This window comes from Streptomyces sp. SCSIO ZS0520 (assembly GCF_025643355.1).
GTDB lineage: Bacteria > Actinomycetota > Actinomycetes > Streptomycetales > Streptomycetaceae > Streptomyces > Streptomyces physcomitrii.
This window is the reverse complement of sequence record NZ_CP092644.1, coordinates 1,603,498-1,625,388: the sequence shown is the minus strand read 5'-3', so window position 1 is coordinate 1,625,388 and position 21,891 is coordinate 1,603,498. Positions and strand designations below refer to the sequence as shown.

The 21,891-nt window shown below is 72.0% G+C and carries 20 protein-coding genes and 1 pseudogene; 10 read left to right on the top strand and 11 right to left on the bottom strand.

Features of this window, described 5'->3' with window-relative positions; translation table 11 throughout:
• The first annotated feature begins 56 nt into the window (after positions 1-56).
• The 3 genes from MID12_RS05445 to MID12_RS05435 all read left to right on the top strand — a co-directional run bounded on the left by MID12_RS05445 (position 57) and on the right by MID12_RS05435 (position 2,181).
• Positions 57-1,046: an AraC family transcriptional regulator gene (locus MID12_RS05445; protein ID WP_078844770.1), complete on the top strand. Its 990-nt coding sequence runs from the start codon at positions 57-59 to the stop codon at positions 1,044-1,046.
• Positions 1,047-1,144: 98 nt separating this feature from the next.
• On the top strand, positions 1,145-1,876 hold the full coding sequence (locus MID12_RS05440; RefSeq protein ID WP_040247561.1) for an AzlC family ABC transporter permease: 732 nt from the start codon (positions 1,145-1,147) through the stop codon (positions 1,874-1,876).
• Positions 1,873-2,181, top strand: a complete 309-nt coding sequence (locus MID12_RS05435; RefSeq protein ID WP_263165184.1) for an AzlD domain-containing protein — start codon at positions 1,873-1,875, stop codon at positions 2,179-2,181. The genes MID12_RS05440 and MID12_RS05435 overlap by 4 nt, the downstream gene beginning before the upstream one ends.
• Before the next feature lie 36 nt (positions 2,182-2,217).
• Here MID12_RS05435 and MID12_RS05430 read toward each other — a convergent pair whose 3' ends face one another.
• Positions 2,218-3,225 carry a hypothetical protein gene (locus MID12_RS05430; RefSeq protein WP_263165183.1) on the bottom strand — a complete coding sequence of 336 codons (1,008 nt, stop codon included), beginning with the start codon at positions 3,223-3,225 and terminating at the stop codon, positions 2,218-2,220.
• Positions 3,226-3,304: 79 nt separating this feature from the next.
• On the opposite strand from MID12_RS05430, the gene MID12_RS05425 reads away from it, so the two are divergent.
• From MID12_RS05425 to recX, 5 genes are all read left to right on the top strand, one after another.
• Complete coding sequence (locus MID12_RS05425; protein WP_040247554.1) at positions 3,305-3,499, top strand: DUF3046 domain-containing protein; 195 nt, start codon at positions 3,305-3,307, stop codon at positions 3,497-3,499.
• Between the two features lie 150 nt (positions 3,500-3,649).
• A complete protein-coding gene (locus MID12_RS05420) occupies positions 3,650-4,888 on the top strand; it encodes an AI-2E family transporter (RefSeq protein ID WP_052482157.1) in 1,239 nt (412 codons plus the stop codon).
• A gap of 95 nt (positions 4,889-4,983) precedes the next feature.
• Entirely contained in the window at positions 4,984-5,460 is a 477-nt protein-coding gene (locus MID12_RS05415; protein ID WP_263165182.1) for an OsmC family protein, read from the top strand.
• A 325-nt stretch (positions 5,461-5,785) separates the two neighbouring features.
• Positions 5,786-6,910, top strand: coding sequence for a recombinase RecA (gene recA, locus MID12_RS05410; RefSeq protein ID WP_040247550.1), 1,125 nt, complete (start codon positions 5,786-5,788; stop codon positions 6,908-6,910).
• 3 nt (positions 6,911-6,913) lie between these two features.
• Entirely contained in the window at positions 6,914-7,639 is a 726-nt protein-coding gene (recX, locus tag MID12_RS05405) for a recombination regulator RecX (RefSeq protein WP_078844767.1), read from the top strand.
• Between the two features lie 192 nt (positions 7,640-7,831).
• Here the strand turns inward: recX and MID12_RS05400 are convergent, their stop codons facing one another.
• The 9 genes and pseudogenes from MID12_RS05400 to MID12_RS05365 all read right to left on the bottom strand — a co-directional run bounded on the left by MID12_RS05400 (position 7,832) and on the right by MID12_RS05365 (position 16,121).
• The gene (locus MID12_RS05400) at positions 7,832-8,353 is read right to left on the bottom strand and encodes a GNAT family N-acetyltransferase (protein ID WP_263165180.1); all 522 of its coding nucleotides are present in this window, start codon (positions 8,351-8,353) and stop codon (positions 7,832-7,834) included.
• A gap of 497 nt (positions 8,354-8,850) precedes the next feature.
• Positions 8,851-9,264, bottom strand: coding sequence for a rhodanese-like domain-containing protein (locus MID12_RS05395; RefSeq protein ID WP_263165179.1), 414 nt, complete (start codon positions 9,262-9,264; stop codon positions 8,851-8,853).
• Complete coding sequence (locus tag MID12_RS05390) at positions 9,261-9,845, bottom strand: cysteine dioxygenase (RefSeq protein WP_263172874.1); 585 nt, start codon at positions 9,843-9,845, stop codon at positions 9,261-9,263. Before MID12_RS05390 ends, MID12_RS05395 begins: the two co-directional genes overlap by 4 nt.
• Positions 9,846-10,083: 238 nt before the next feature.
• A complete protein-coding gene (locus MID12_RS32245; protein WP_317633416.1) occupies positions 10,084-10,170 on the bottom strand; it encodes a putative leader peptide in 87 nt (28 codons plus the stop codon).
• A gap of 714 nt (positions 10,171-10,884) precedes the next feature.
• Positions 10,885-12,492: pseudogene (locus MID12_RS05385) on the bottom strand (FAD-dependent monooxygenase); the annotation flags it as partial.
• Positions 12,493-12,772: 280 nt separating this feature from the next.
• Entirely contained in the window at positions 12,773-13,702 is a 930-nt protein-coding gene (locus MID12_RS05380) for an amino acid ABC transporter permease (RefSeq protein WP_263165176.1), read from the bottom strand.
• Positions 13,699-14,367, bottom strand: coding sequence for an amino acid ABC transporter permease (locus tag MID12_RS05375; protein WP_040247538.1), 669 nt, complete (start codon positions 14,365-14,367; stop codon positions 13,699-13,701). Before MID12_RS05375 ends, MID12_RS05380 begins: the two co-directional genes overlap by 4 nt.
• Positions 14,368-14,439: 72 nt before the next feature.
• Positions 14,440-15,261, bottom strand: a complete 822-nt coding sequence (locus MID12_RS05370; protein ID WP_186095422.1) for a glutamate ABC transporter substrate-binding protein — start codon at positions 15,259-15,261, stop codon at positions 14,440-14,442.
• An 83-nt stretch (positions 15,262-15,344) separates the two neighbouring features.
• Entirely contained in the window at positions 15,345-16,121 is a 777-nt protein-coding gene (locus MID12_RS05365) for an amino acid ABC transporter ATP-binding protein (RefSeq protein WP_040247534.1), read from the bottom strand.
• A 355-nt stretch (positions 16,122-16,476) separates the two neighbouring features.
• Between MID12_RS05365 and MID12_RS05360 the strand changes: the two genes are divergently transcribed.
• Together MID12_RS05360 and MID12_RS05355 are read left to right on the top strand one after the other, a co-directional pair.
• Positions 16,477-17,178 carry a response regulator transcription factor gene (locus tag MID12_RS05360; RefSeq protein ID WP_040247531.1) on the top strand — a complete coding sequence of 234 codons (702 nt, stop codon included), beginning with the start codon at positions 16,477-16,479 and terminating at the stop codon, positions 17,176-17,178.
• A gap of 8 nt (positions 17,179-17,186) precedes the next feature.
• The gene (locus tag MID12_RS05355; RefSeq protein ID WP_040247529.1) at positions 17,187-18,596 is read left to right on the top strand and encodes a sensor histidine kinase; all 1,410 of its coding nucleotides are present in this window, start codon (positions 17,187-17,189) and stop codon (positions 18,594-18,596) included.
• Between the two features lie 201 nt (positions 18,597-18,797).
• Here the strand turns inward: MID12_RS05355 and MID12_RS05350 are convergent, their stop codons facing one another.
• Positions 18,798-21,833 (bottom strand): alpha-mannosidase, encoded by a 3,036-nt coding sequence (locus MID12_RS05350; RefSeq protein WP_263165172.1) that lies wholly within the window; start codon positions 21,831-21,833, stop codon positions 18,798-18,800.
• Positions 21,834-21,891: the final 58 nt, after the last annotated feature.

Below are 21,891 nucleotides of genomic sequence, written 5' to 3'. Positions count from 1 at the left end.
ACAATCACCTCCCACCTGGGGAAACACCCTCGCGGGCGGTATCGCAGAATGGGGCCATGGCCGGATCACAGGAGCAGGCGCGGCACTGGCGGTACGCGCCGCTGCCGGACGTGGACCTGCTGCGCGCCAGCTATGTGCACAAGACCTTCGTACGGCACACCCACGAGAACTTCGTGATCGCCGGGATCGCCGAGGGCGTCGAGATCTTCCAGCACCACAGCTCCGAGGTGCACGCGGGACCCGGCACCCTCGCCCTCGTCAACCCCGACACCCCGCACACCGGCCGCGCGGGCGTCCCCGAGGGCTGGCGCTACGGAGCCGTCTACCCCGCGCCCGCACTCGTCGCCGAGATCGCCGCCGAGACCACCGGCCTGCGCGGCGCCCCCGGATTCCGGGAACCCGTCTTCGAGGACCCCTACGCCGTACGGCTCGTGCACCAGGTGCTGCGCGCCGCCGAGGAGGGCAACGCGCTCGCCGCGGACACCCTGCTGCGGGTCGCCGTCACCCGCCTCCTGCGCCGCAACGGGGGCGTGCTGCCCAGCCGCCGGGTGCCCACCGCGGGGGCGCGGATCGCCGGGCGGGCCCGCGCCCTGCTCGCCGAGCGGATGGCCGCGCCGCCCTCGCTCGACGCGCTCGCCGCCGAACTCGGCACCAGCCCCTTCGCCCTGCTGCGCGCCTTCCGCGAGACCTACGGGATGCCGCCGCACACCTGGCTGACCGACGCCCGGGTCCGCCGCGCCCGGCGCTTCCTGGACCAGGGCACCAGCCCCGCCGAGGCGGCCGTGGCCGTGGGCTTCACGGACCAGCCGCACCTGAACCGCCATTTCACCCGGATCGTCGGGGTGCCCCCGGGCGCGTACCAGCGCGAGCGCAAGAACGTACAAGACGATGAACACCAACTCCTCGTACCGTCCGGGACGTGGGAGAACAGGAACTCGCAGCAGCGATACGACGAGCACGCACACGACGCGCAGAACCGGCACGACGAGCAGAGCGACCCGACGACGGCCGAGGAGCCGCCGGGGACGCCCGGGGCACAGCCCTAGCAGCCGGCCCGGCGGACACCGACCCGGCCCGCGCCGCGTCGGGACCCGCCCAGGACGGGCACGGCCACGACGACGGTGACGGCAAGAGCGCTTCCGCGGTGGTGCGGGACGCCCTCGGGGTCGGTGTCGCCGTCGGGCTCTCCGGCTTCGCCTTCGGGGTGACCTCCGCGGGCGGCGGACTCAGCATCTGGCAGACCTGCGCGCTCAGCCTCCTCGTCTTCACCGGGGCCTCGCAGTTCGCCCTGGTCGGCGCGCTGGCCGCGGGCGGCAATCCGCTCACCGCCGCGGCGGGCGCCTTCTTCCTCGGCGTACGCAACGCCTTCTACGGGCTGCGCCTCTCCCAACTCCTCGCCCTGCCCCGGGCCGTACGCCCCTTCGCCGCGCACTGGGTCATCGACGAGACCACCGCCGTGACCCTGGCCCAGCCCGGCCGCCGCAGCGCCCGCCTCGGCTTCGCCGTCACCGGACTGAGCCTCTACCTGCTGTGGAACCTCACCACCTGGCTGGGCGCGGCAGGGGCCGAAGCCCTCGGGGACACCGCCGCCTGGGGACTGGACGCCGCGGGCCCCGCCGTCTTCCTGGCGCTGCTCGCACCGATGCTGCGCACGGCCACCGAACGCGCCGTCGCCGCCCTGGCCGTCGTGCTCGGCCTCGGCCTGCTGCCGGTGCTGCCCACCGGGGTGCCGGTGCTCGCCGCCGCCCTCGCGGCACCGGCGGTGCTGCTCCTCAAGGGAGCCGGGCCGCGGAAGGCAGCGCGGGGAGAGAAGGACAAGCGGGACCGGCAGGCCGAGCGGGCACAGCGAGAAGCAGGAGAGAAGGAAGACCGTTGAACATCTGGATCGCCGTCGCCGTCACCGCCGCGGGCTGCTACCTCGTCAAGCTCGCGGGCCTCCTCGTCCCCGCCGGTGTGCTCGAACGGCCCCTGGTGCAGCGCCTTGCCGCGCTGCTCCCGGTCGCCCTGCTCGCCGCGCTCACCGCCCAGCAGACCTTCGCCGCAGGGCAGAGCCTCACCCTCGACGCACGCGTGGCCGGGGTCGCCGCCGCGGGCGTGGCCCTGCTGTGCCGCGCGCCCTTCCTCCTCGTCGTGGCCGCGGCCGTGCTGGTCACCGCGGGGGTGCGGGCGCTCGGCGGCTGACCGGGCGGGACTCGGCGGGCGGGGCCGACCGGGCGTTCAGTCCAGGCGGCGGCCGTAGGCGTCGAGGGTGAGCAGCCGCCCGATCGTCACCACCGGACGGCGCTCCAGGACCGTGCCGGGAGCCTGCGCCCGTACCCGCAGCTCCGCCGGACCGCCCATCGGCCGGTCCGGCCAGCCGCCGTCCTCGCGCTGCTGACCGGCGAGGAAGTCCAGCGCCGCCGCCGTCTCCGCGTCGGTGAACCAGGACCGGGCCAGCGAGGACGGCCGGGGCGCGAAGTCGTACGGGAGGTAGTGGGCGCTCGACGTCCCCGGGCGGGCCGGGTCGAGGACCACCAGGCGCTGCTCGCGGACGAGCCTGCCGAGACGGTCGGCGGCGGCCTGGGCGCGGCAGCGGTCCGCGGCCCCGTCCAGGAAGGTGACCGCGGCCGCCACCTCGTGCGGATCGGGCGCGGACAGCGCGTCCACCGCCCGCCAGCAGAACTCGGTCGCGCGGAAGAGCCAGGCGTGCCAGACGTCGTTGCGGTGCAGGAGGCCGACCACGGGACCGGTCACGGCCAGCTCCCCGCGCGGGTGGCGCCGGGCGGCCGCGCCCCGGGGCACCGGCACCGCCGCGCTCCTCGGCGCGCCCTCCTCCGCGAGCGCGGGCAGGGCGCCCTCGGCCGTGGAGACGGAGGTCAGGTAGCGGCAGATCAGCTCCGCCCTGCGTCCGCCGCAGCGCCCGATCGCATCGAGCACGCCCAGCGCGTGCGCCGTGTGCGCCGCGCGGCTGAGGGGCCCGCGCACCGCGGGGTCGAGGGCGTGGCCGAAACCGCCGTCGTGGTTGGCGTAGGCGGTCAGTGCCGCGTCGACCGCCTCGGCCGGTCCACCGAGGAAGTGGTGGTCGAACAGCCGCTGTTCGAGGACCCGGGCGGTCAGCCAGACGAACTTCGCGGCCCGCCCGAGCGCCGTGGCGGGCGGCTCGGCGGGCGCCGCGGGCGCGGACCGGCCCACCGGCGGGGCGCCTCCCGGACGCGAGGGGAGTGCGGTAGCTCCTGTTTCGGCCATGTTCCGACGGTAGAGCGCCCGGCCGCCGCGGCAAGGCTTCTCCGTCCGGCTGCACTCTCAGGAGCGGGATACTGGTGTCATGCGGTTGACGGTTTTCTGGCAGCGGATGGCGGACCACTTCGGCGCCGGGTACGCCGACACCTTCGCGCGCGACCATGTGATGAGCGAGCTGGACGGGCGCACGGTGCACGAGGCGCTGGACGCGGGCTGGGAGGCCAAGGACATCTGGCGCGCGGTGTGCGTCAGCATGGGAGTGCCGCCCGAGAACAGGTGAGGGCGGGCAGGCGCCACCGCGCCACTTCGCGCGATATGCCGCTCATATCGGACATCGCGACGAAGATCTGCCGGTTCCGTGCCCCGGGCGGCGATGGCGGGAAGTGACCCTGGCGGCAGCGATGTCGGTGCCATAGGCAACACTGTGCCCGTGGCCCCGACAGACGAGACCCCGCAGGCCGTGAAGAGCATCCCGGCCCCCGGTACGACACCGCAGGCAGGACCGCCGCCCGCCCCGGGACCGGCCGACAACGCCACCCGCATGCCCCGCTGGCTGCCGCGGGCGCTCGTACTCGCCCTTGTCCTCGTCGCCGGCTTCCAGTTCAGCATCTGGGCCTTCCACCAGCTCACCAGCCTGCTGATCAACGTGCTGATCGCCTTCTTCCTGGCCCTCGCCGTCGAACCGGCGGTCAGCAGGCTCGCCCAGCTGGGCATGCGCCGCGGCCTGGCCACCGGCATCGTCTTCCTGATGGTCGTCGTCGCCGCGGCGGGATTCATCACCCTGCTCGGCTCGATGCTGGCCGGGCAGATCGTGAACATGATCGAGGAGTTCCCCAAGTACCTCGACCAGGTGATCAACTGGACCAACACCACCTTCCACACCGAGCTGAGCCGGGTCGAGGTCCAGGACAGCGTCGTCCACTCCGACTGGCTGCGGAAGTATGTGCAGAACAGCGCCTCCGGCGTCCTCGACGTCTCCGCGCAGGTGCTCGGCGGGCTCTTCCAGCTCCTGACCATCCTGCTGTTCGCCTTCTACTTCGCCGCCGACGGCCCCCGGCTGCGGCGTACCGTCTGCTCCCTGCTGCCGCCCGCCCGGCAGGCCGAGGTGCTGCGCGCCTGGGAGATCGCCGTCGACAAGACCGGCGGCTACCTCTACTCCCGCGGACTGATGGCACTCGTCTCCGGCATAGCGCACTACATCCTGCTCGAGTTCCTCGACGTGCCCTACGCGCCCGTGCTCGCCGTCTGGGTCGGCCTCGTCTCGCAGTTCATCCCCACCATCGGCACCTATCTCGCCGGCGCGCTGCCCATGCTGATCGCCTTCACCGTCGACCCCTGGTACTCGCTGTGGGTCCTGGTCTTCGTGGTGGTCTACCAGCAGTTCGAGAACTACCTGCTCCAGCCGAAGCTCACCGCCCGCACCGTCGACATCCACCCCGCCGTCGCCTTCGGCTCCGTCATCGCGGGCACCGCCCTGCTCGGCGCCGTCGGCGCGCTGATCTCCATCCCCGCGGTCGCCACCCTGCAGGCCTTCTTCGGCGCCTACGTCCGGCGCTACGAGGTCACCGACGACCCGCGCGTCCACGGCCACCGGCGCAGCAGCGCCTCCGCGATGGCGGTCCTGTCCCGGTTCCGCCGGGCGGCCAGCGGGGCGGACAGCGGCCGGTGACCCGGCCCGCGGTCCGGTCCGCACCTGCGGGCCGATAGTCCGGAATACCGCCCCTTGCCCCCCGGTTTCCGCGCTCGGGCCCACATGATGGCTCCATGACAGCTACGCATGCCTACGACGTCACCGTCGCGTGGACGGGCAACCTCGGGCCCGGCACCAGCACATACCGCTCCTTCAGCCGGGACCACGACGTGCTCGCGGAGGGCAAGCCGCCTCTTGCGGGCTCCTCGGACCCCGCCTTCCGCGGCGACTCCGCGCGCTGGAACCCCGAGGAACTCCTGGTGGCCTCCCTCGCCCAGTGCCACATGCTCTGGTACCTGCATCTGTGCGCGACCAACGGGGTCGTCGTTACCGACTACGCGGACCGCGCCCACGGGGAGATGGCCCTCGACGCGAGCGGCGGCGGCCAGTTCACCGGCGTCACCCTGCGCCCCGAGGTGGCGGTCGCCGACGCCTCGATGCTGGAGAAGGGCCACCGCCTCCACGCCGAGGTGCCCGCCCTCTGCTTCATCGCCCGCTCGGTGAACTTCCCCGTCACCCACGTCCCCGTCCTCCGCGTCGAGAAGGACTGAGGCGGCGCTGCCCCTCTCTCCTCCCTTACGTGTCTTGCGTGCACCGGCCCGTGCCGTGGCGTCCACGGCGTCGTTCTCCACGGCATCGGGCGGGCCCCGGACGACGGCGTACGCTCGGTGAAGCGGCGGGTTGCGCTTGACACCAAAATCGAACATCCATTCTTATGGGGGCTCCGGCGGTACGCGTGACGGGACCTGCCCGGCGGATTCCGGTGTGAACTCCCCGAGTTATCCACAGGCTGGAGGGCGTCGGAGCGCATTGTCAGTGGCAGGCGCTAGCGTCATGGACGTGAAGCGATCGACTCAAGCAAATCGGGTGGAACCCATGGCTGGAACGGACCGCGAGAAGGCGCTCGACGCCGCCCTCGCGCAGATTGAACGGCAATTCGGCAAGGGTGCCGTGATGCGCCTCGGTGAGCGGCCGAACGAGCCCATCGAGGTCATCCCCACCGGGTCGACCGCGCTCGACGTGGCCCTCGGTGTCGGCGGCCTGCCACGCGGCCGAGTCGTCGAGGTGTACGGACCGGAGTCCTCCGGTAAGACCACCCTGACCCTGCACGCGGTGGCGAACGCCCAGAAGGCGGGCGGCCAGGTGGCGTTCGTCGACGCCGAGCACGCACTCGACCCCGAGTACGCGAAGAAGCTCGGCGTCGACATCGACAACCTCATCCTGTCCCAGCCCGACAACGGCGAACAGGCCCTGGAGATCACGGACATGCTGGTCCGCTCCGGCGCCCTGGACCTCATCGTCATCGACTCCGTCGCCGCGCTCGTCCCCCGGGCCGAGATCGAGGGCGAGATGGGTGACTCCCATGTGGGCCTCCAGGCCCGCCTGATGAGCCAGGCGCTGCGGAAGATCACCAGCGCCCTCAACCAGTCCAAGACGACCGCGATCTTCATCAACCAGCTCCGCGAGAAGATCGGCGTCATGTTCGGTTCCCCGGAGACCACGACCGGTGGCCGCGCCCTCAAGTTCTACGCCTCGGTGCGCATCGACATCCGCCGCATCGAGACCCTCAAGGACGGCACGGACGCGGTCGGCAACCGCACCCGCTGCAAGGTCGTCAAGAACAAGGTCGCCCCGCCCTTCAAGCAGGCCGAGTTCGACATCCTGTACGGCCACGGCATCAGCCGCGAAGGCGGCCTGATCGACATGGGCGTGGAGCACGGCTTCGTGCGCAAGGCCGGCGCCTGGTACACCTACGAAGGCGACCAGCTCGGCCAGGGCAAGGAGAACGCCCGCAACTTCCTCAAGGACAACCCCGACCTGGCCAACGAGATCGAGAAGAAGATCAAGGAGAAGCTGGGAGTCGGCGTCACCCTGGCGGAGCCCGCGGCCGAGCCCGGCGCCGACGCCGCCGTGACCGCTCCCGTGACGGAGGCCCCGAAGACCGTGCCCGCCCCGGCGGCAAAGGCCACCAAGCCCAAGGCCGCGACGGCCAAGAGCTGATCCGTGACGCGGCGTACCGACTGGCCCGAGCCCCCGGCTGAAGACGGGCGAAGCGGCCAGGGGAACGAAAGCGTCCCGAGCACCGGACGCGGCGCGTACACCGACGCCGACCCGTACGACGACGGCCCTGGCCGACGGGGGCGTGCGGGGAGGCGGGCGGGACGACGTCCGGGCGGCCATCAGGACAGCGCCCCTTCCTCGTCGAGGGCCGAGAAGGGGGCGCCCCCAGGGGACCCGGTGGAGCAGGCGAGGGCGATCTGTCTGCGCCTGCTCACCGGGACCCCGCGCACACGGGCACAACTCGCCGAAGCACTGCGCAAACGCGGCATCGCGGAAGAGGCCGCCGAAGAGGTGCTCGCCCGCTTCGAGGACGTCGGCCTGATCAACGACGGCGCTTTCGCCGACGCCTGGGTCGAGTCACGCCACCATGGGCGCGGTCTCGCCCGGCGCGCCCTCGCCCAGGAACTCCGTACCAAGGGCGTCGACTCCACGGTGATCGAGGAAGCCGTGGGGCAGGTGGACGCGGAGCAGGAAGAGGAGAGGGCCCGCGAGTTGGTGGCCCGCAAGCTGCGGTCCACCCGCGGCCTCGAACGGGACAAGCGCCTCCGCCGCCTCGCGGGAATGCTCGCCCGCAAGGGGTACTCGCAGGGGCTCGCGCTGAAGGTGGTGCGCGAAGCACTGGAACAAGAGGGGGAAGACGTGGGGGAGTTGGACGAAGAGGGGTTCTGACCGTGGCCGCGTCGCGGCGGGGTCGGGGAAGCCGGGCAGAGTGCTCGGGCTTGCCCCATCCCTTCACCGAGAACGCTGGGCCGCAGCCGCAGCCGCAGCCGCAGCCGCAGCCGCAGCCGCAGCCGCAGCCGCAGCCGCTGTGCGGGGAACGCGGTGCGTCCCGCGCACAGCGGGTCTACGGGTGGGCGTAGGTCAGACGCCGAAGGGTGCCGCGTAGCGGATGGTGCCGCGGGGCAGCGGATGGTCCGCGTCGAGCGTGAGCGCCATCAGTGCCTCGTCGGGGACCTCGAAGCTGAGGCCGATGCCGTACTGGGAGGCCCGGGTGAAGCCGAACCTGGGGTAGTACTCCGGGTGCCCGAGGACGGTGACGAAGCGCTCGCCTCTGTCCTTGGCGGCCTTGAGTGCGGCGCGGATGACCGCCGAACCTGCCCCGGTCCTCTGGTGGTCGGGGAGAACGGCGACCGGAGCCAGGCACAGGGCCGGGGTGTCGCCGATATGGCAGCGCGTCAGCAGCGCATGGCCGACGACTCGGCCTTCGGCAGTGGTGCTGACGAGGGACAGGCCGTCGATCCACGCCGGGTCGGTCCGGAGGGCGTCGACGAGATCGGCTTCGAGCGGGGTGTCGAAGGCCGCGAGTACGGTCTCGCGGATCGCGGGGAGGTCTGTGTCGGTCTCCGCGCGAGTGGTCCAGGAAAAGGACGGAGCAGTGCTCATGACGGGATGAAGGTCCGTTTCATCTGAGTTCGTGTGGGACTCGCGAGCTCACGCTCTCAGCGAGGCGGATCAGGATGCGGTCAGGCCATGGCCCGGGACGTGAGGAGGACGCGGGCGCCGCACAGGGCAGGGGCCTTGAGCGCGGTCATCAACCTCACCTCCTTCAGGGTCTTCATCCGCTATCCGATGCGTACACGAACGTCCGCCACCGTAGCAGCTGTGCTCGGAGGGGTGCGAGGGCGTTGGGCGCGGGGGTGGGCCGGCTTGGGTGGGCTCGGCTCGGGGGCTGGGTGGGGGTGTGGGCGTGGGGGTTATGAGGGTTGTGGGGGCGGCTGGCTGAGGGAGTGGGGGGGAGGCGGGGTGGGGGGGGGGGGGAGGGGGCCCCACCCCAACGACACAAGAACTGAAAGCCCGTTACCCCCCCGGCCCACCCAGCCGGACCAAAGGCCCACCGCCCCAGACCGACTCAAGCCGCCGCCCTCACGCCCCCGCCGCCCCTACGCCCCCGGCTGGTCCACCGGAAGTCCCGCCTTGCGCCAGGCCTGGAAGCCGCCGATGAGGTCGGTGGCGCGGTGCAGGCCCAGTTGCTGGAGGGAGGCGGCGGCGAGGCTGGAGGCGTAGCCCTCGTTGCAGAGGACGACGATATGCAGGTCGTGGCCGGTCGCTTCGGGGAGCCGGTGGCTGCCGCGGGGATCGAGGCGCCACTCCAGCTCGTTGCGCTCGACGACCAGGGCGCCGGGGATCAGACCGTCGCGCTCGCGCAGGGCCTGGTAGCGGATGTCGACGAGGACGGCGTTGCCCGAGGCGGCGGCCTGATGGGCGGTCGCGGCATCGACGCGGTCCAGCCCCGTGCGTACGCGTTCCAGGTGGTCGTCGATGGAGATCTGTTCGGCCTCGTCCCGCTCGCTCACTGCCAGTCCTCCGGACGCTCGACCTGTTCGAGCCGCAGAACGGGACCGCTGCGGCTGTAGCGACGCAGATGCGGCAGGGGCGGGTAGTAGGCGTGCACGGAGACGGCGTGCTCGGTGGTCTCGTTGAGGACCTCGTGCACGTGCTGCTGCCCGAAGAACCGTCCCTTGCCTGCCGCGATGGTGCGGTGCCGGTCGACGCCCTCGGCGAGTTCGAGGGTCTTCCAGCCGTCGGTGGGGAGGCGTACGGCCAGGGAGTTCTCGGTGAGTTCGCCGGAGGCCGCGATGAAGGCGCCGAAGGACTCGGCGTGGTCGTGCCAGCCGGTGCCCGTGCCGGGCGGCCAGCCGATCAGCCAGGCCTCGCTGCCGCCGGGACCCTCCAGACGGAGCCAGGTCCTCTCCTCCGGGTCCAGGGGGAGGGAGGCGACCAGCTCGGCGTCGGTTGCCGCGCGGCGGACGAAGTCGAGCAGCTGTTGGGGATCAGGTGCCTCCGGGGAGTGCCCTTGCGGCGTGGAGGTGGTGGGGACCTCGGGGCTGGGCGCCGAGAGAGGGGCGGCCGCCTGCGGGGGAGCCGCCGGAATCAGGGCTTCTGGGGAGGGCGCCGATGGGTCCGAGGCAGCGGGCTGAGCCGTGGAGGGAGCGGGCTCGGCCGGGGCGGCGGGCGCAACGACAGCGGGCGCGGAGGTAACAGGTTGTGACACAGGGGGCCGTCCTGGATATTCGCTGGAGTCTCACGTCGCGGCGTGCCCGGCGGTGCTTTCGGCACAGAGGCTGCGCGCACCCGGGCAGCGGGACATGCGGCGTGAGGAGGTCAATGCGAGATCAACAGGACGGGCGACACACGCAGCCTGCGTAGCGGACGAGGTCCATATGGACCCGCCGCCAGAGGCGCACATGTGTATCGCTCATGGTCCGGAGTACACCATGTGCGCCACGGAGGGTCAACTCACTGTCCAGGTAGTAGACACCGGAGGGCGGGCACAGGGCGGGGCGGAGGAATCGCCGCGTCACGCGTGGAACGCGACACAGTTCTCAGCTGACGCGACCGCGGCGCTCGGCCACACCGCATCCAGCACCTCACGCACCCACACCCCACGCATCCACACCCCACGCATCCAGCACCGCGTCAACCGCACACAGCACCCCACCACGAGCCGCCCTCTCACGAGCCGCCCCTCACGCACCCTGCTTACGCACCGTGCCCGACTCGCCCCCGCGAGGCCCTGCTCCTCAGCGCCCTGACTCCCCGTGCCGATTGCCGCGCGCGGCCTCCGGGGGCCCGGGCGCCGGGCGCGGCATCCTCACGCGCTCACCGCCCTCCCGCGGCGGTCCCTCGCCGACGACTCCGCCCCCGGAACGCTCCCCAGCGCTTCCACGATTCTCGCCGCCCCCACCCTCTCCGCCGCGCCCTCCGCTGCCGCCGCGCGTACCCGCCGGACCCATCCCGTCCGCGTGCCCTAACGACCCCAGCCCCGCCCTGACCCGCGCGTCCGCCCCCGGCACCTCGCTGCCTGCCGCCGCGGTACCGCCAAGCTCTTCGGACCCGGACCGGCCCCTGCCCCGCGCCTCCGCGCGCACGGACCCGCCGCCCTGAGCCCCCTCCTCCGTACCGCCCCCGGCCTTCCCCGCAGAGGCCCCCTCCGCCGTAGCCTCGCCCCCCTCTGTCTCGGCAGCAGGCCCCATCCCGAGGACCCGCTCGGCCGCCTCCCGCAGTGCGCGGGGGTGGACGCCTCCGAAGGCGGTGGCCAGGTGGCCGTCGGGTCGGATGAGCAGGACGGTGTGCGCGGCGGCGCCGGGGTAGTCCTCGGCGACGAGGAGTTCGGCCGGGGCGGGCAGCGACTCGACGGCTGCGGCGAGGCGGGGCATCAGGCCCGCGCTCTGCCAGTGGCGCCGGTCCCAGACGCCGGTGCCGGGGGCGACGAGGAGGACGAGGAGGGTGCTGTGGCCGAGGCGGTCGCGGAGCTGGACGAAGGTGCCGTCCTCGGCGGTGACCCGTACGTCCGTCACCGGGGCCCCGGGCGCCGTGCCGACCACCGTGAGGGCGGGTGAACTCGGGGGCGTGAGCGGGGAGTTGGCGTAGGTGCCGGGGGAGCCGAGGGCGCCCTGGCCGAGGTGGCCGTCGGCGAGCAGCGCGTCCTGGCCGCGGGTGCTGCCGGGCATCAGGGCGCGCAGGCCGCCGGTGCCGCGCAGCAGGGGCAGGGCCTGGTCGGCGGCGCGCAGGCGGGCGGAGAGCGCGGCTCTGCGTTCGGTCTGGTAGCTGTCGAGCAGGGCTTCGCGGGCGCCGTGGTGCCAGGCCAGGGCCAGTTTCCAGGCGAGGTTGCCGGTGTCGCGCAGGCCTTCGTCGAGCCCGTGGGTGCCGAGCGCGCCGAGCAGGTGGGCCGCGTCGCCCGCGAGGAAGACCCGGCCGACGCGCCAGCGCCGGGCGAGCCGGTGGTGGACGGCGTGCACCCCGGTGTCGAGGAGTTCGTAGGGCGGGGTCTCGCCGCCGGTCCAGCCCGCGAGGGTGGACCGTACGCGGGTGAGCAGGGATTCGGGGGTGACCAGTTCCTCGCGGGAGGCGAGCAGCCAGTCCAGGCGCCAGACGCCGCCGGGCAGTGGGCGGGCCGAGATCTCCGCGCTCTCGCCGCGCCAGGGGGGCGAGCGGTGCAGCAAGGCCTCGTCCTGCCAGGGGAGTTCGGTGCGCAGGGCGGCGACGGCGTGGCGTTCCACGGCGGTGCGGCCGGGGAAGCGGACACCGACGAGTTTGCGTACGGTCGAGCGGGGGCCGTCGCAGCCGACGAGGTGGCTGCCGCGCCACCAGGTGGCGGTGCGGCCCCGGGTGTGGGCGCTGACGCCGTTCTTCTCCTGCTCCAGGGCGTCGAGCCTGCTGTCGACGGCGACCTCGATCAGGGGTTCGCGGGCGACGGCGGTGCGCAGTGCCGTGGTCAGGGCGTCCTGGGCGAGGTGCAGGGGCGCGGGATCCTCGTCACCGAACGTGACATGGCGTACTTCCTGCTTGCGCCGCATCGAGCGCCAGCCGGTGAGGCGGCAGCCGGCGGCGGAGAGGTCTCTCCCGGTGAGCCGGGTGACGAGCGCGGCGGTGTCCTCGTGGAGGACGGCGCTGCGGGCGGGGCGGCCGGTGGCCGTTCCGGGGCTCTCGTCCAGGAGCACCGAGGGGACGTGGTGCCTCGCGAGGGCGAGGGAGAGCGTGAGCCCGACGGGCCCGGCTCCCACGATGATCACCGGATCCACGGCGTGGCGTCCCCGTTCCGGAGCGGAGTCCTGTGCCGAGCGCAGGAGGAGTCATCTGGCGGAGGGGAGGCGATCACAGAACGTATGCAACCTATTGCGGGTGTCCGCGTCAAGCGACGGAGGCAGTGGCGATCATGCCACTGCCTCCGAGTCGGATCAATTCATCCGGGCCGCCTAAGAGCCCTGGCCCGGGGGCTTGCGTCCGGATCAGGCCGGATCCGGCGGGATCAGGGAGCCGGGACCGGCCGCCGCGAGTCCGGCCTGATCCGGATGAGAGGCTCTAGCGTCCGCCGCCACCGGCGCCGCCGCCCTCCCCTGTGTTGTGCGGGAGGTCGGCGCTCTTGCCGGGGGCGTTGATGTCCTCCACGGCGTCCGCGCCGAGGACCGCGCCGGTGCTGCGCCTGCTGCCTCGGAGCCAGCCTTCCAGCCAGGAGGCGAAGGTCGTCAGGAGGAGGTTCAGGATGATGTAGATGACGGCGGCCACGGTGAGGGCCTGGACCATGTTGGTGTAGTTCGAGGCCAGCGTCTTGCTGGAGTTCAGGAGCTCGTCGAAGGTCAGGATGGCGCCACCGAGGGCGGTGTCCTTCACGATCACGACGAGCTGGCTGACGATGGCCGGGAGCATCGTGGTGACGGCCTGCGGCAGCAGCACCGAGCGCATGGTCTGGCCCTTGCGCAGGCCGACCGACTGGGCCGCCTCGGTCTGTCCCCTGGGCAGCGCGAGGATGCCGGCCCGGACGATCTCGGCGAGGACCGAGGCGTTGTAGAGGACGAGTCCGGTGACCACGGCGTAGAAGGGCCGGTCCTCGCTGCTGATGTTGCCCGCGTTCACGTACAGCTGGTAGGCGAAGAGCATCATCAGCAGGACGGGGATGGCGCGCAGGAACTCCACCACGGCGGAGACGGGCACCCGGATCCAGCGGTGGTCGGAGAGCCGGCCGATGCCGAGGAGGGCGCCGAGCGGCAGGGCGATCACCATGGAGAGCGCGGCGGCCTTGAGCGTGTTGGCGAGACCCGGCAGCAGATACGTGGTCCAGGCCTCGGACGTGGTGAAAGGCTTCCAGAGCGACCAGTCGAGCTGCTTCTTCTGGTCCATCTGCTCCCAGGCCCACCACAGGACCAGGGCGAGCAGGGCGAGGAAGACGACCGTGATGATCCGGTTGCGGATCCGGGCCCGGGGGCCGGGTGTGTCGTAGAGGACGGAACTCATCGCTTCACCGCCAGGCGCTTGCCGAGCCAGTTGAGGAACAGGCCCATGGGGAGGGTCAGGACCACGAAGCCGAAGGCGAAGACCAGGCCGATGAGGACCGTCTGGGCCTCGTTCTCGATCATTTCCTTCATCAGGTACGCGGCTTCCGCGACACCGATGGCGGCGGCGACGGTGGTGTTCTTGGTCAGCGCGATTAGGACGTTGGCCAGCGGGCCGATGACCGCGCGGAAGGCCTGCGGGAGGACGATCAGGGTGAGTACCTGGAAGAAGCTGAGCCCGATCGCCCGGGCCGCCTCGGCCTGTCCGAGATGGACGGTGTTGATGCCGGAACGCACGGCCTCGCAGACGAAGGCCGAGGTGTAGGCGGTCAGGCCCAGGATGGAGAGCCGGAAGGCCAGGGTGTCGACGTTGCCGCCCGCGCCCATCGTCACCGCGAAGACGTCGGCGAGGCCGAGCGAGGTGAAGACGATGATCACGGACAGCGGGATGTTCCGGACGACGTTCACGTACACCGTCCCGAATCCGCGCATCAGCGGGACCGGACTGACCCGCATCGCCGCCAGCAGGGTGCCCCAGATCAGGGAGCCGACGGCGGAGAAGAACGTCAGCTGGATGGTCTTCCAGAACGCCCCGAGCACGTCGTAGCCATCAAGAAAGTCGAACACGATCTCCCGCGCTTCCGCGTCAGTGGAAGGAATGGGGGTGCCGCGTCACCGCGCGGCACCCCGCACCTGGACTTACTTCTTGATCTCGCCGATCTTCGGGGCCGGCTCGTTCTCGTAGTCGGCCGGGCCGAGGTTGGCCTTGACGGCCTTCTCCCAGGCGCCGGAGGAGACCATCTTCTCGATGGCCTTGTTGATCTTTTCCTTGGTGGCCTTGTCGCCCGACTTGACGCCGACGCCGTAGTTCTCGTTGCTGAGCTTGAGGCCGAGCAGCTTGAACTTGCCCTTGTTCTGCTTCTGCGCGGCGTACCCGGCGAGGATCGAGTCGTCGGTGGTCATCGCGTCCACGGCGCCGCTGTTGAGGCCGGACACGCACTCGGAGTACGTGTTGTAGCGCTTGAGCTGGGCCTTGGGGGCGATCTTCTTCTGCACGTTCTGCGCCGAGGTCGAACCGGAGACCGAGCACAGCGTCTTGCCGTTGAGGTCGGTGCCCTTGTTCACGTCGGAGTCGGAGCGCACCAGCAGGTCCTGGTGGGCCAGGAAGTACGGTCCGGCGAAGTCGACCTGGGCGTCGCGCTCGGGGGTGATCGAGTAGGTGCCGACGATGAACTTCACGTCGCCGTTCTTGAGCGCGTTCTCACGGTCGGGGGTCTTGGTCTCCTTGAAGGTGATGTCGCCCTTCTTGTAGCCGAGCTGCTCGGCGATGTAGGTGGCGACATCCACGTCGAAACCGGCGAAGTCGCCGCCCGGCGTCTTCTGGCCCATGCCGGGCTGGTCGTACTTGATACCGACGGTGATCTTGCCCTCGTCGGAGCCCTTGTCGTTGGAACAGGCCGTGGCGGTGCCGGTCAGGGCGAGCACGGTGGCGGCGGCGACGGTGACCTTGCGGAGCTTCATGGTGAACATCCTTTGATTCGGCGCCTCGTGGCGTGGAGGCAAGGAAAGCCGAGCGGGAGGGGGCGCGCGGAACGCGCCACGCCTCAGTGGTGCAGGATCTTGGAGAGGAAGTCCTTCGCCCGGTCACTGCGCGGGTTGCTGAAGAACTGGTCCGGGGTGGCCTCTTCCACGATCCGGCCGTCCGCCATGAACACGACGCGGTTGGCGGCCGAGCGGGCGAAGCCCATCTCGTGGGTCACCACGACCATCGTCATGCCGTCCCTGGCGAGCTGCTGCATGACCTCCAGGACCTCGTTGATCATCTCGGGGTCCAGGGCCGAGGTGGGCTCGTCGAAGAGCATCACCTTGGGGCCCATGGCCAGTGCGCGGGCGATCGCCACGCGCTGCTGCTGGCCGCCGGAGAGCTGCGCCGGGTACTTGTCCGCCTGCGAGGCGACGCCGACCCGGTCGAGCAGTTCGCGGGCCTTCTTCTCGGCCGCCTTCTTGTCCGTGCGCCGGACCTTGAGCTGGCCGAGCGTGACGTTCTCCAGGACGGTCTTGTGCGCGAAGAGGTTGAACGACTGGAAGACCATGCCGACGTCGGCGCGCAGCCGGGCGAGGGCCTTGCCCTCCGCGGGCAGTGCCTTGCCGTCGATGGTGATCGAGCCGGAGTCGATCGTCTCCAGGCGGTTGATCGTGCGGCACAGCGTCGACTTGCCGGAACCCGAGGGCCCGATGACGACCAGCACCTCGCCCCGGGTGATCGTCAGGTCGATGTCCTGGAGGACGTGCAGCGCACCGAAGTGCTTGTTGACGCTGCTCAGCACCACCAGTTCGTCGGCCGCGGGAACACTGTCCTTGGCCACCGATACGTGGGTCATCCGCTACTTGCTCCGTCCTCCTCGGTTGCGAGGACCTTAGTGACGCCGCCGGAGCAGCGTCATTACATCTGAGGGAGAATTGAGCATAACGATCCGGCCTCGGGCGGGCACCGGGTGTGAGCGCGGCCGCGGCGGCGCGTACCGGCTGGATAACGGATGCCGGGGCCGCGGGGACTTCCCTTGACGGGGCGCCCGCGATGGGGATGGATTGCTCTGATGAGCACCCAAATGTGCTCCGACGGCCGGGGGGATTACCTCGAACGGGCGACATCGGGGGCTCGCAGGCGGGCGCGGGCGGTGCGTTTCGGTGCGGCCCGCAGGTGAAGCCAGGCGAAAGCCAGGTGAAGGGGGACAGGTGAGACTGCTGCTCGTCGAGGACGACGACCATGTGGCGGCGGCGCTCTCGGCGGTGCTCGCCCGGCACGGCTTCCAGGTCGTCCACGCGCGCAGCGGTGAGGAGGCCCTGCGGGCCCTGCTGCCCGACCCCGACGGCATGGTGCCGCCCTTCGGCGTGGTGCTGCTCGACCTCGGGCTGCCCGACCAGGACGGCTTCGAGGTCTGCGGGAAGATCCGCAAGCGCACCGGCACCCCCGTGATCATGGTGACCGCGCGGGCCGACGTCCGCTCCCGGATCCACGGGCTCAACCTCGGCGCCGACGACTACGTGGTCAAGCCCTACGACACCGGGGAACTCCTCGCCCGTATCCACGCCGTCAGCCGCCGCCATGTCTCCGAGGAGAGCGAGGGGGCCGCCGCCGAGGAGGTGCTCACCCTCGGCAGTGTGCACATCGAGCTGCCCACCCGGCAGGTCTGCGTCGGCGGCGACGCGGTGCAGCTGACCCGCAAGGAGTTCGACCTGCTCGCCCTGCTCGCGCAGCGGCCCGGGGTGGTCTTCCGGCGCGAGCAGATCATCAGCGAGGTCTGGCGCACCAGTTGGGAGGGCACCGGGCGCACCCTGGAGGTGCATGTGGCCTCGCTGCGCTCCAAGCTGCGGATGCCCGCGCTGATCGAGACGGTGCGCGGGGTCGGCTACCGGCTCGTCGCGCCGGCCGGGTAGGGCCGCGGGTGCGGTCACGTCTTCTCCCGCTGCTCATCGTGCTCATGGCGGGTGTGCTGCTCGCCCTGGGCTTCCCGCTCGCGGTGAGCGTGGCGGCGGCCCGGCAGCAGGAGGTGGTCGTCGACCGCATCGACGACACCGCCCGCTTCGCCTCCCTCGCCCAGTACGTCACCAAGCGGTCCGGGGGCTCCCGGCTGACCACCAAGGACGAGCGGCAGGAGACCCTGCAGAAGGAGCTCTCCCGCTACTACGAGGTCTACGGGATCCGGGCCGGCGTCTTCTACCGCGACGACGAGGCGATGGCCCACGCCCCCGAGTTCTGGTACCTGCCCGGCGAGGGCGAGGCGCGGGAGGCCTTCCGGGAGGCGCTGCTCTCGCGGCCCGGCCACGACCCGGCGCAGGTGTGGCCCTGGCAGCGCGGCGGGCGGCTCATCGTGGCCTCCCCGGTGGTGCGCGACGGCGATGTGGTCGCGGTGGTGATGACCGACTCGCCGACCGGGGAGATGCGCGCCAAGACCCTGCGCGCCTGGCTGCTGATCTGCGCGGGCGAGGCCGCGGCGATGCTGCTCGCGGTGGGCGCGGCGCTGCGCCTGACGGGCTGGGTGCTGCGGCCGGTACGGGTCCTCGACGCGACCACCCACGACATCGCGACCGGGCGGCTGAAGTCGCGGGTCGCCGAGGCCGGGGGCCCGCCCGAACTGCGGCGCCTGGCGCGCTCCTTCAACGAGATGGCGGGCAATGTCGAGGAGGTCCTGGAGCAGCAGCGGGCCTTCGTCGCGGACGCCTCGCACCAGCTGCGCAATCCGCTCTCCGCGCTGCTGCTGCGGATCGAGCTGCTCGCCCTCGAACTCCCGGAGGGCAATGAGGAGATCGCCTCGGTGCGCGCCGAGGGCAAGCGGCTCGCCCAGGTCCTCGACGATCTGCTCGACCTCGCGCTCGCCGAGCACGCCCCGGCCGATCTGCGGCTCACCGACATCGGCGAACTGGCCGCCGAGCGCGTCGAGTCCTGGCGGGCCGCCGCCGAGGCCAAGGGCGTGACGCTCAGCGGCAACTGCCCGGCGGTCACCGCCTGGGCGGACCCGGTGACCCTCTCCAGCGCCCTGGACGCCGTCATCGACAACGCGGTGAAGTTCACGCCCGAGGGCGGCGGGGTCACCGTCGCGGTCGCCGGGGAGCAGGACACGTCCACGATCGTGGTGGCGGACGAGGGGCCGGGCCTGACCGAGGACGAACTCGCCCGTATCGGCGGCCGGTTCTGGCGCAGCGGCAGGCACCAGAACATCAAGGGCTCGGGCCTCGGCCTGTCGATCACCCGGGCCCTGCTCGCCGCGGGCGGCGGCTCGCTCTCCTTCGCCCGCCGCGAGCCCTCGGGCCTGGAGGTCACCGTCAGCCTCCCGCGCAGCGGGCCGGGGAGCTGACGGGGCGGTACGCGGTACACGGCACGGCTCCCGCGCCGGAGTCCCCCCACGCCGTTCGCAGTGCACCGACGTGCCCCGCCCTCGGCACAGCACGTCCCGGGCGCACCCCGCCCGTACGCACCCAGGACGCACGTCGGCCGCGCCAGGAAACCCCCGGCGCGGCCGACGTGCCCGAAGCGGTGACCCCTCGGCCGCCCCCGCTCAGCCCTGCCGCGCCAGCCGCAGCGTGACCAGCTGGAAGGGGCGCAGCGAGAGCGCGACGCCGCCGTCCTGGACCGGGTACGCGGGGGCCTCGGCGAGCGGGCGCTCCAGGAGGTCGGTGGCGACCGCGGAGGCGGCCCCGAAGCCGAGGCGCAGGGTGCCGGTGGCCCGGCCGCCCGCGGCCTCGTAGACGCGGACGACCACATCGCCGGAGCCGTCGTCGGCCAGCTTGACCGCGCTGACCACGATGGCCTCGTTCTCGCTCACCGCCAGCGGCGCGACCTCCGCCTCGCCGGTGACCCGGCGCTCGGGCAGGTTGATGCCGTAGCCCTCGCGCACCGCGTCGGTGACCGTGGCGCCGGGCACCAGGGCGTGCCGGAAGCGGTGCACGCCCTGGTCGGTCTCCGGGTCGGGGAAGCGGGGCGCGCGCAGCAGGGAGACGCGGACCGTGGTGGTGGTGCCGGAGTCCTCGGGGCGCACGGTGCGGGTCACGTCGTGCCCGTAGGTGGAGTCGTTGACCAGGGCGACGCCCCAGCCGGGCTCCTCCAGGTGCACGAAGCGGTGCTGGCAGGCCTCGAACTTGGCCGCCTCCCAGCTGGTGTTGGTGTGGGTGGGCCGGTACAGGTGGCCGAACTGGGTCTCGGCGGCGTACCGGTCGGCGTGCAGGTCGAGCGGGAAGGCGGACTTGAGGAACTTCTCCGTCTCGTGCCAGTCGACCTCGGTGTCGATGTCCAGGCGCTTGCTGCCCGCGGCGAGCCGCAGCACCTGGCTCACCCGCGAGTCGCCGAAGGCGCGCTCCACGCGCACCGCCGCCGCGCCGGGCTCCTCGGTGAGGGTGACCGACTCGGCCTCGGTGAGGTCGGTGACGACATTGCGGTAGAACTCGTCCACGTCCCAGGCGTCCCACATGTTCGGGAAGTCCGGGTGGATCTGGAGCAGGTTCGCGGCCTTGCCGGGGGCCACGGTCTCCCGGGCGGCGGCGATGTCGTACACGGAGACGATCAGTCCGCGGGCGTCGATGCCCACCCGCAGCAGTCCGTTGTCCAGGACGTGCCCGCCGCCTTCGCGGGGGCTCGCGGTGACCTGCCCCGGTGCTGCGGCCAGCGGGCCCGCGCCGCCCGCGCCGACGCCGGAGCGGGTGTGCGGGGCGGCGTTGAAGACCAGCTCGGTGCCGGCCGCGGCGTCACCGGCGAGCACCCGCTGCGCGGCGTCGACGATCGCGTCGAGCTCCTCGGCGACCTTCCGGTAGGTGGCCCGGGCCTCGCGGTGCACCCAGGCGATGGAGGAGCCGGGCAGGATGTCGTGGAACTGGTGCAGCAGCACCGTCTTCCAGATCCGGTCCAGGTCCTCGTACGGGTAGGTGAAGCCGGTGCGCACGGCCGCGGTCGCCGCCCACAGCTCGGCCTCGCGCAGCAGGTGCTCGCTGCGCCGGTTGCCCTGCTTGGTCTTGGCCTGGCTGGTGAGGGTGGCCCGGTGCAGCTCCAGGTACAGCTCGCCCACCCACACCGGGGGCTCCGGGTACTCGGCCTCGGCCTTGGCGAAGAAGGCGGCCGGGGCCTCCCACTCGACGGTCGCGGAGCCCTCCAGGGAGGCCAGGCGGCGGGACTTGGCGATCATCTCGCGGGTGGTGCCGCCGCCGCCGTCGCCCCAGCCGGTCGGCGCGAGGGAGTGGCGGGCCTTGCCCTTGTCCTTGAAGTTGCGCGCGGCGTGCGCGATCTCGCTGCCCTGCATCGAGCAGTTGTAGGTGTCGACGGGCGGGAAGTGGGTGAAGATCCGGGTGCCGTCGATGCCCTCCCACTGGAAGGTGTGGTGCGGGAACTTGTTGATCTGCGACCAGGAGATCTTCTGGGTGAGCAGCCACTTCGCCCCGGCCGCCTTGATGATCTGCGGGAGCCCCGCGGCGAAGCCGAAGGTGTCCGGCAGCCAGGCCTCGTCGTTCTCGACGCCGAACTCCTCCAGGAAGAAGCGGCGGCCGTGCACGAACTGCCGGGCCATCGCCTCCGAGCCGGGCATATTGGTGTCCGACTCCACCCACATCCCGCCCGCGGGCACGAACCTGCCCTCGGCGACGGCCTTCTTGACCTTGGCGTAGACCTCGGGCCGGTGCTCCTTGATCCAGGCGAACTGCTGCGCCTGGGACATCGCGAAGACGAACTCCGGCTCGTCCTCCAGGAGCGAGGTCATGTTCGAGGCGGTACGGGCGACCTTGCGGACGGTCTCGCGCAGCGGCCACAGCCAGGCCGAGTCGATGTGCGCGTGGCCGACCGCGCTGATGCGGTGCGCGGAGGCGTCGGCGGGGGAGGAGAGCACCTCCTGCAGCTGGGCGCGGGCGGCGGCCGCCGAGGAGGGCACGTCCTGGAGGTCCACCAGGTCCAGGGCGCGGCTGATGGCGCGCAGCAGCTCGTGGCGGCGCCCGCTGTCCAGGGGGAGTTCGTGCATCAGCTCACCGGCGACCTCCAGGTCGACGACCAGCTCCCAGACCTCGGTCTCCAGGACGGCGAGGTCCATCCGCGCGAGGCGGTACTGGGGTTCGCTGCCCGCGGTGTCCTTGTCGCCGAGCGGGGTCGGCACGAAGGGGTGGTAGTCCAGGATGACCGGGTTGGAGGCGGCCTCCAGGTGCCATTCCACCTGCTCGCCGCCGGAGACCGGCGCGCCCACCCGCACCCACTGGTTGCGCGGGTTGAGCCCCTTCACCGGCTCCCCGGTGGGTGTGTAGACCAGGGCCTCGCACTGGAAGCCGGGCATCTTCTCGTCGAAGCCGAGGTCGAGTACGGCCTCCACGGTGCTGCCCGCCCACTCCTTCGGGACGGTGCCGGTCACCTTGAACCAGGTGGTGGCCCAGGGCGCGCCCCAGGCGTCGCCGACCGCGACCGGGGTGTGGGCGGCGGCAAGCCCCTCGGCCACCGGGACCGGTTCGCCCGGGGCGACCCACGCCTCGACGGTCAGCGGAACCGAGCGCGAGTAGACGGCGGGGCGGATCCGCTCCTTGAGTACGCGGTTCAGGCGGGCCTCGATCAGACCGCGGTCGTCATGCATGGGCACTCCGTGATTCTGTGTGGTGGCGGCTGCGGGTGCCGCCGGGCGGGCCCGGCGG

Coding starts and splice junctions, on each gene's coding strand:
- MID12_RS05415 (WP_263165182.1), top strand. CDS start 4,984: ATGACAGCTACGCATGCCTACGACGTCACCGTCGCGTGGACGGGCAAC.
- MID12_RS05365 (WP_040247534.1), bottom strand. CDS start 16,121: ATGACCCACGTATCGGTGGCCAAGGACAGTGTTCCCGCGGCCGACGAA.
- MID12_RS32245 (WP_317633416.1), bottom strand. CDS start 10,170: ATGAGCGATACACATGTGCGCCTCTGGCGGCGGGTCCATATGGACCTC.
- MID12_RS05370 (WP_186095422.1), bottom strand. CDS start 15,261: ATGAAGCTCCGCAAGGTCACCGTCGCCGCCGCCACCGTGCTCGCCCTG.
- MID12_RS05445 (WP_078844770.1), top strand. CDS start 57: ATGGCCGGATCACAGGAGCAGGCGCGGCACTGGCGGTACGCGCCGCTG.
- MID12_RS05400 (WP_263165180.1), bottom strand. CDS start 8,353: ATGAGCACTGCTCCGTCCTTTTCCTGGACCACTCGCGCGGAGACCGAC.
- recA (WP_040247550.1), top strand. CDS start 5,786: ATGGCTGGAACGGACCGCGAGAAGGCGCTCGACGCCGCCCTCGCGCAG.
- MID12_RS05350 (WP_263165172.1), bottom strand. CDS start 21,833: ATGCATGACGACCGCGGTCTGATCGAGGCCCGCCTGAACCGCGTACTC.
- MID12_RS05425 (WP_040247554.1), top strand. CDS start 3,305: ATGCGGTTGACGGTTTTCTGGCAGCGGATGGCGGACCACTTCGGCGCC.
- MID12_RS05430 (WP_263165183.1), bottom strand. CDS start 3,225: ATGGCCGAAACAGGAGCTACCGCACTCCCCTCGCGTCCGGGAGGCGCC.
- MID12_RS05380 (WP_263165176.1), bottom strand. CDS start 13,702: ATGAGTTCCGTCCTCTACGACACACCCGGCCCCCGGGCCCGGATCCGC.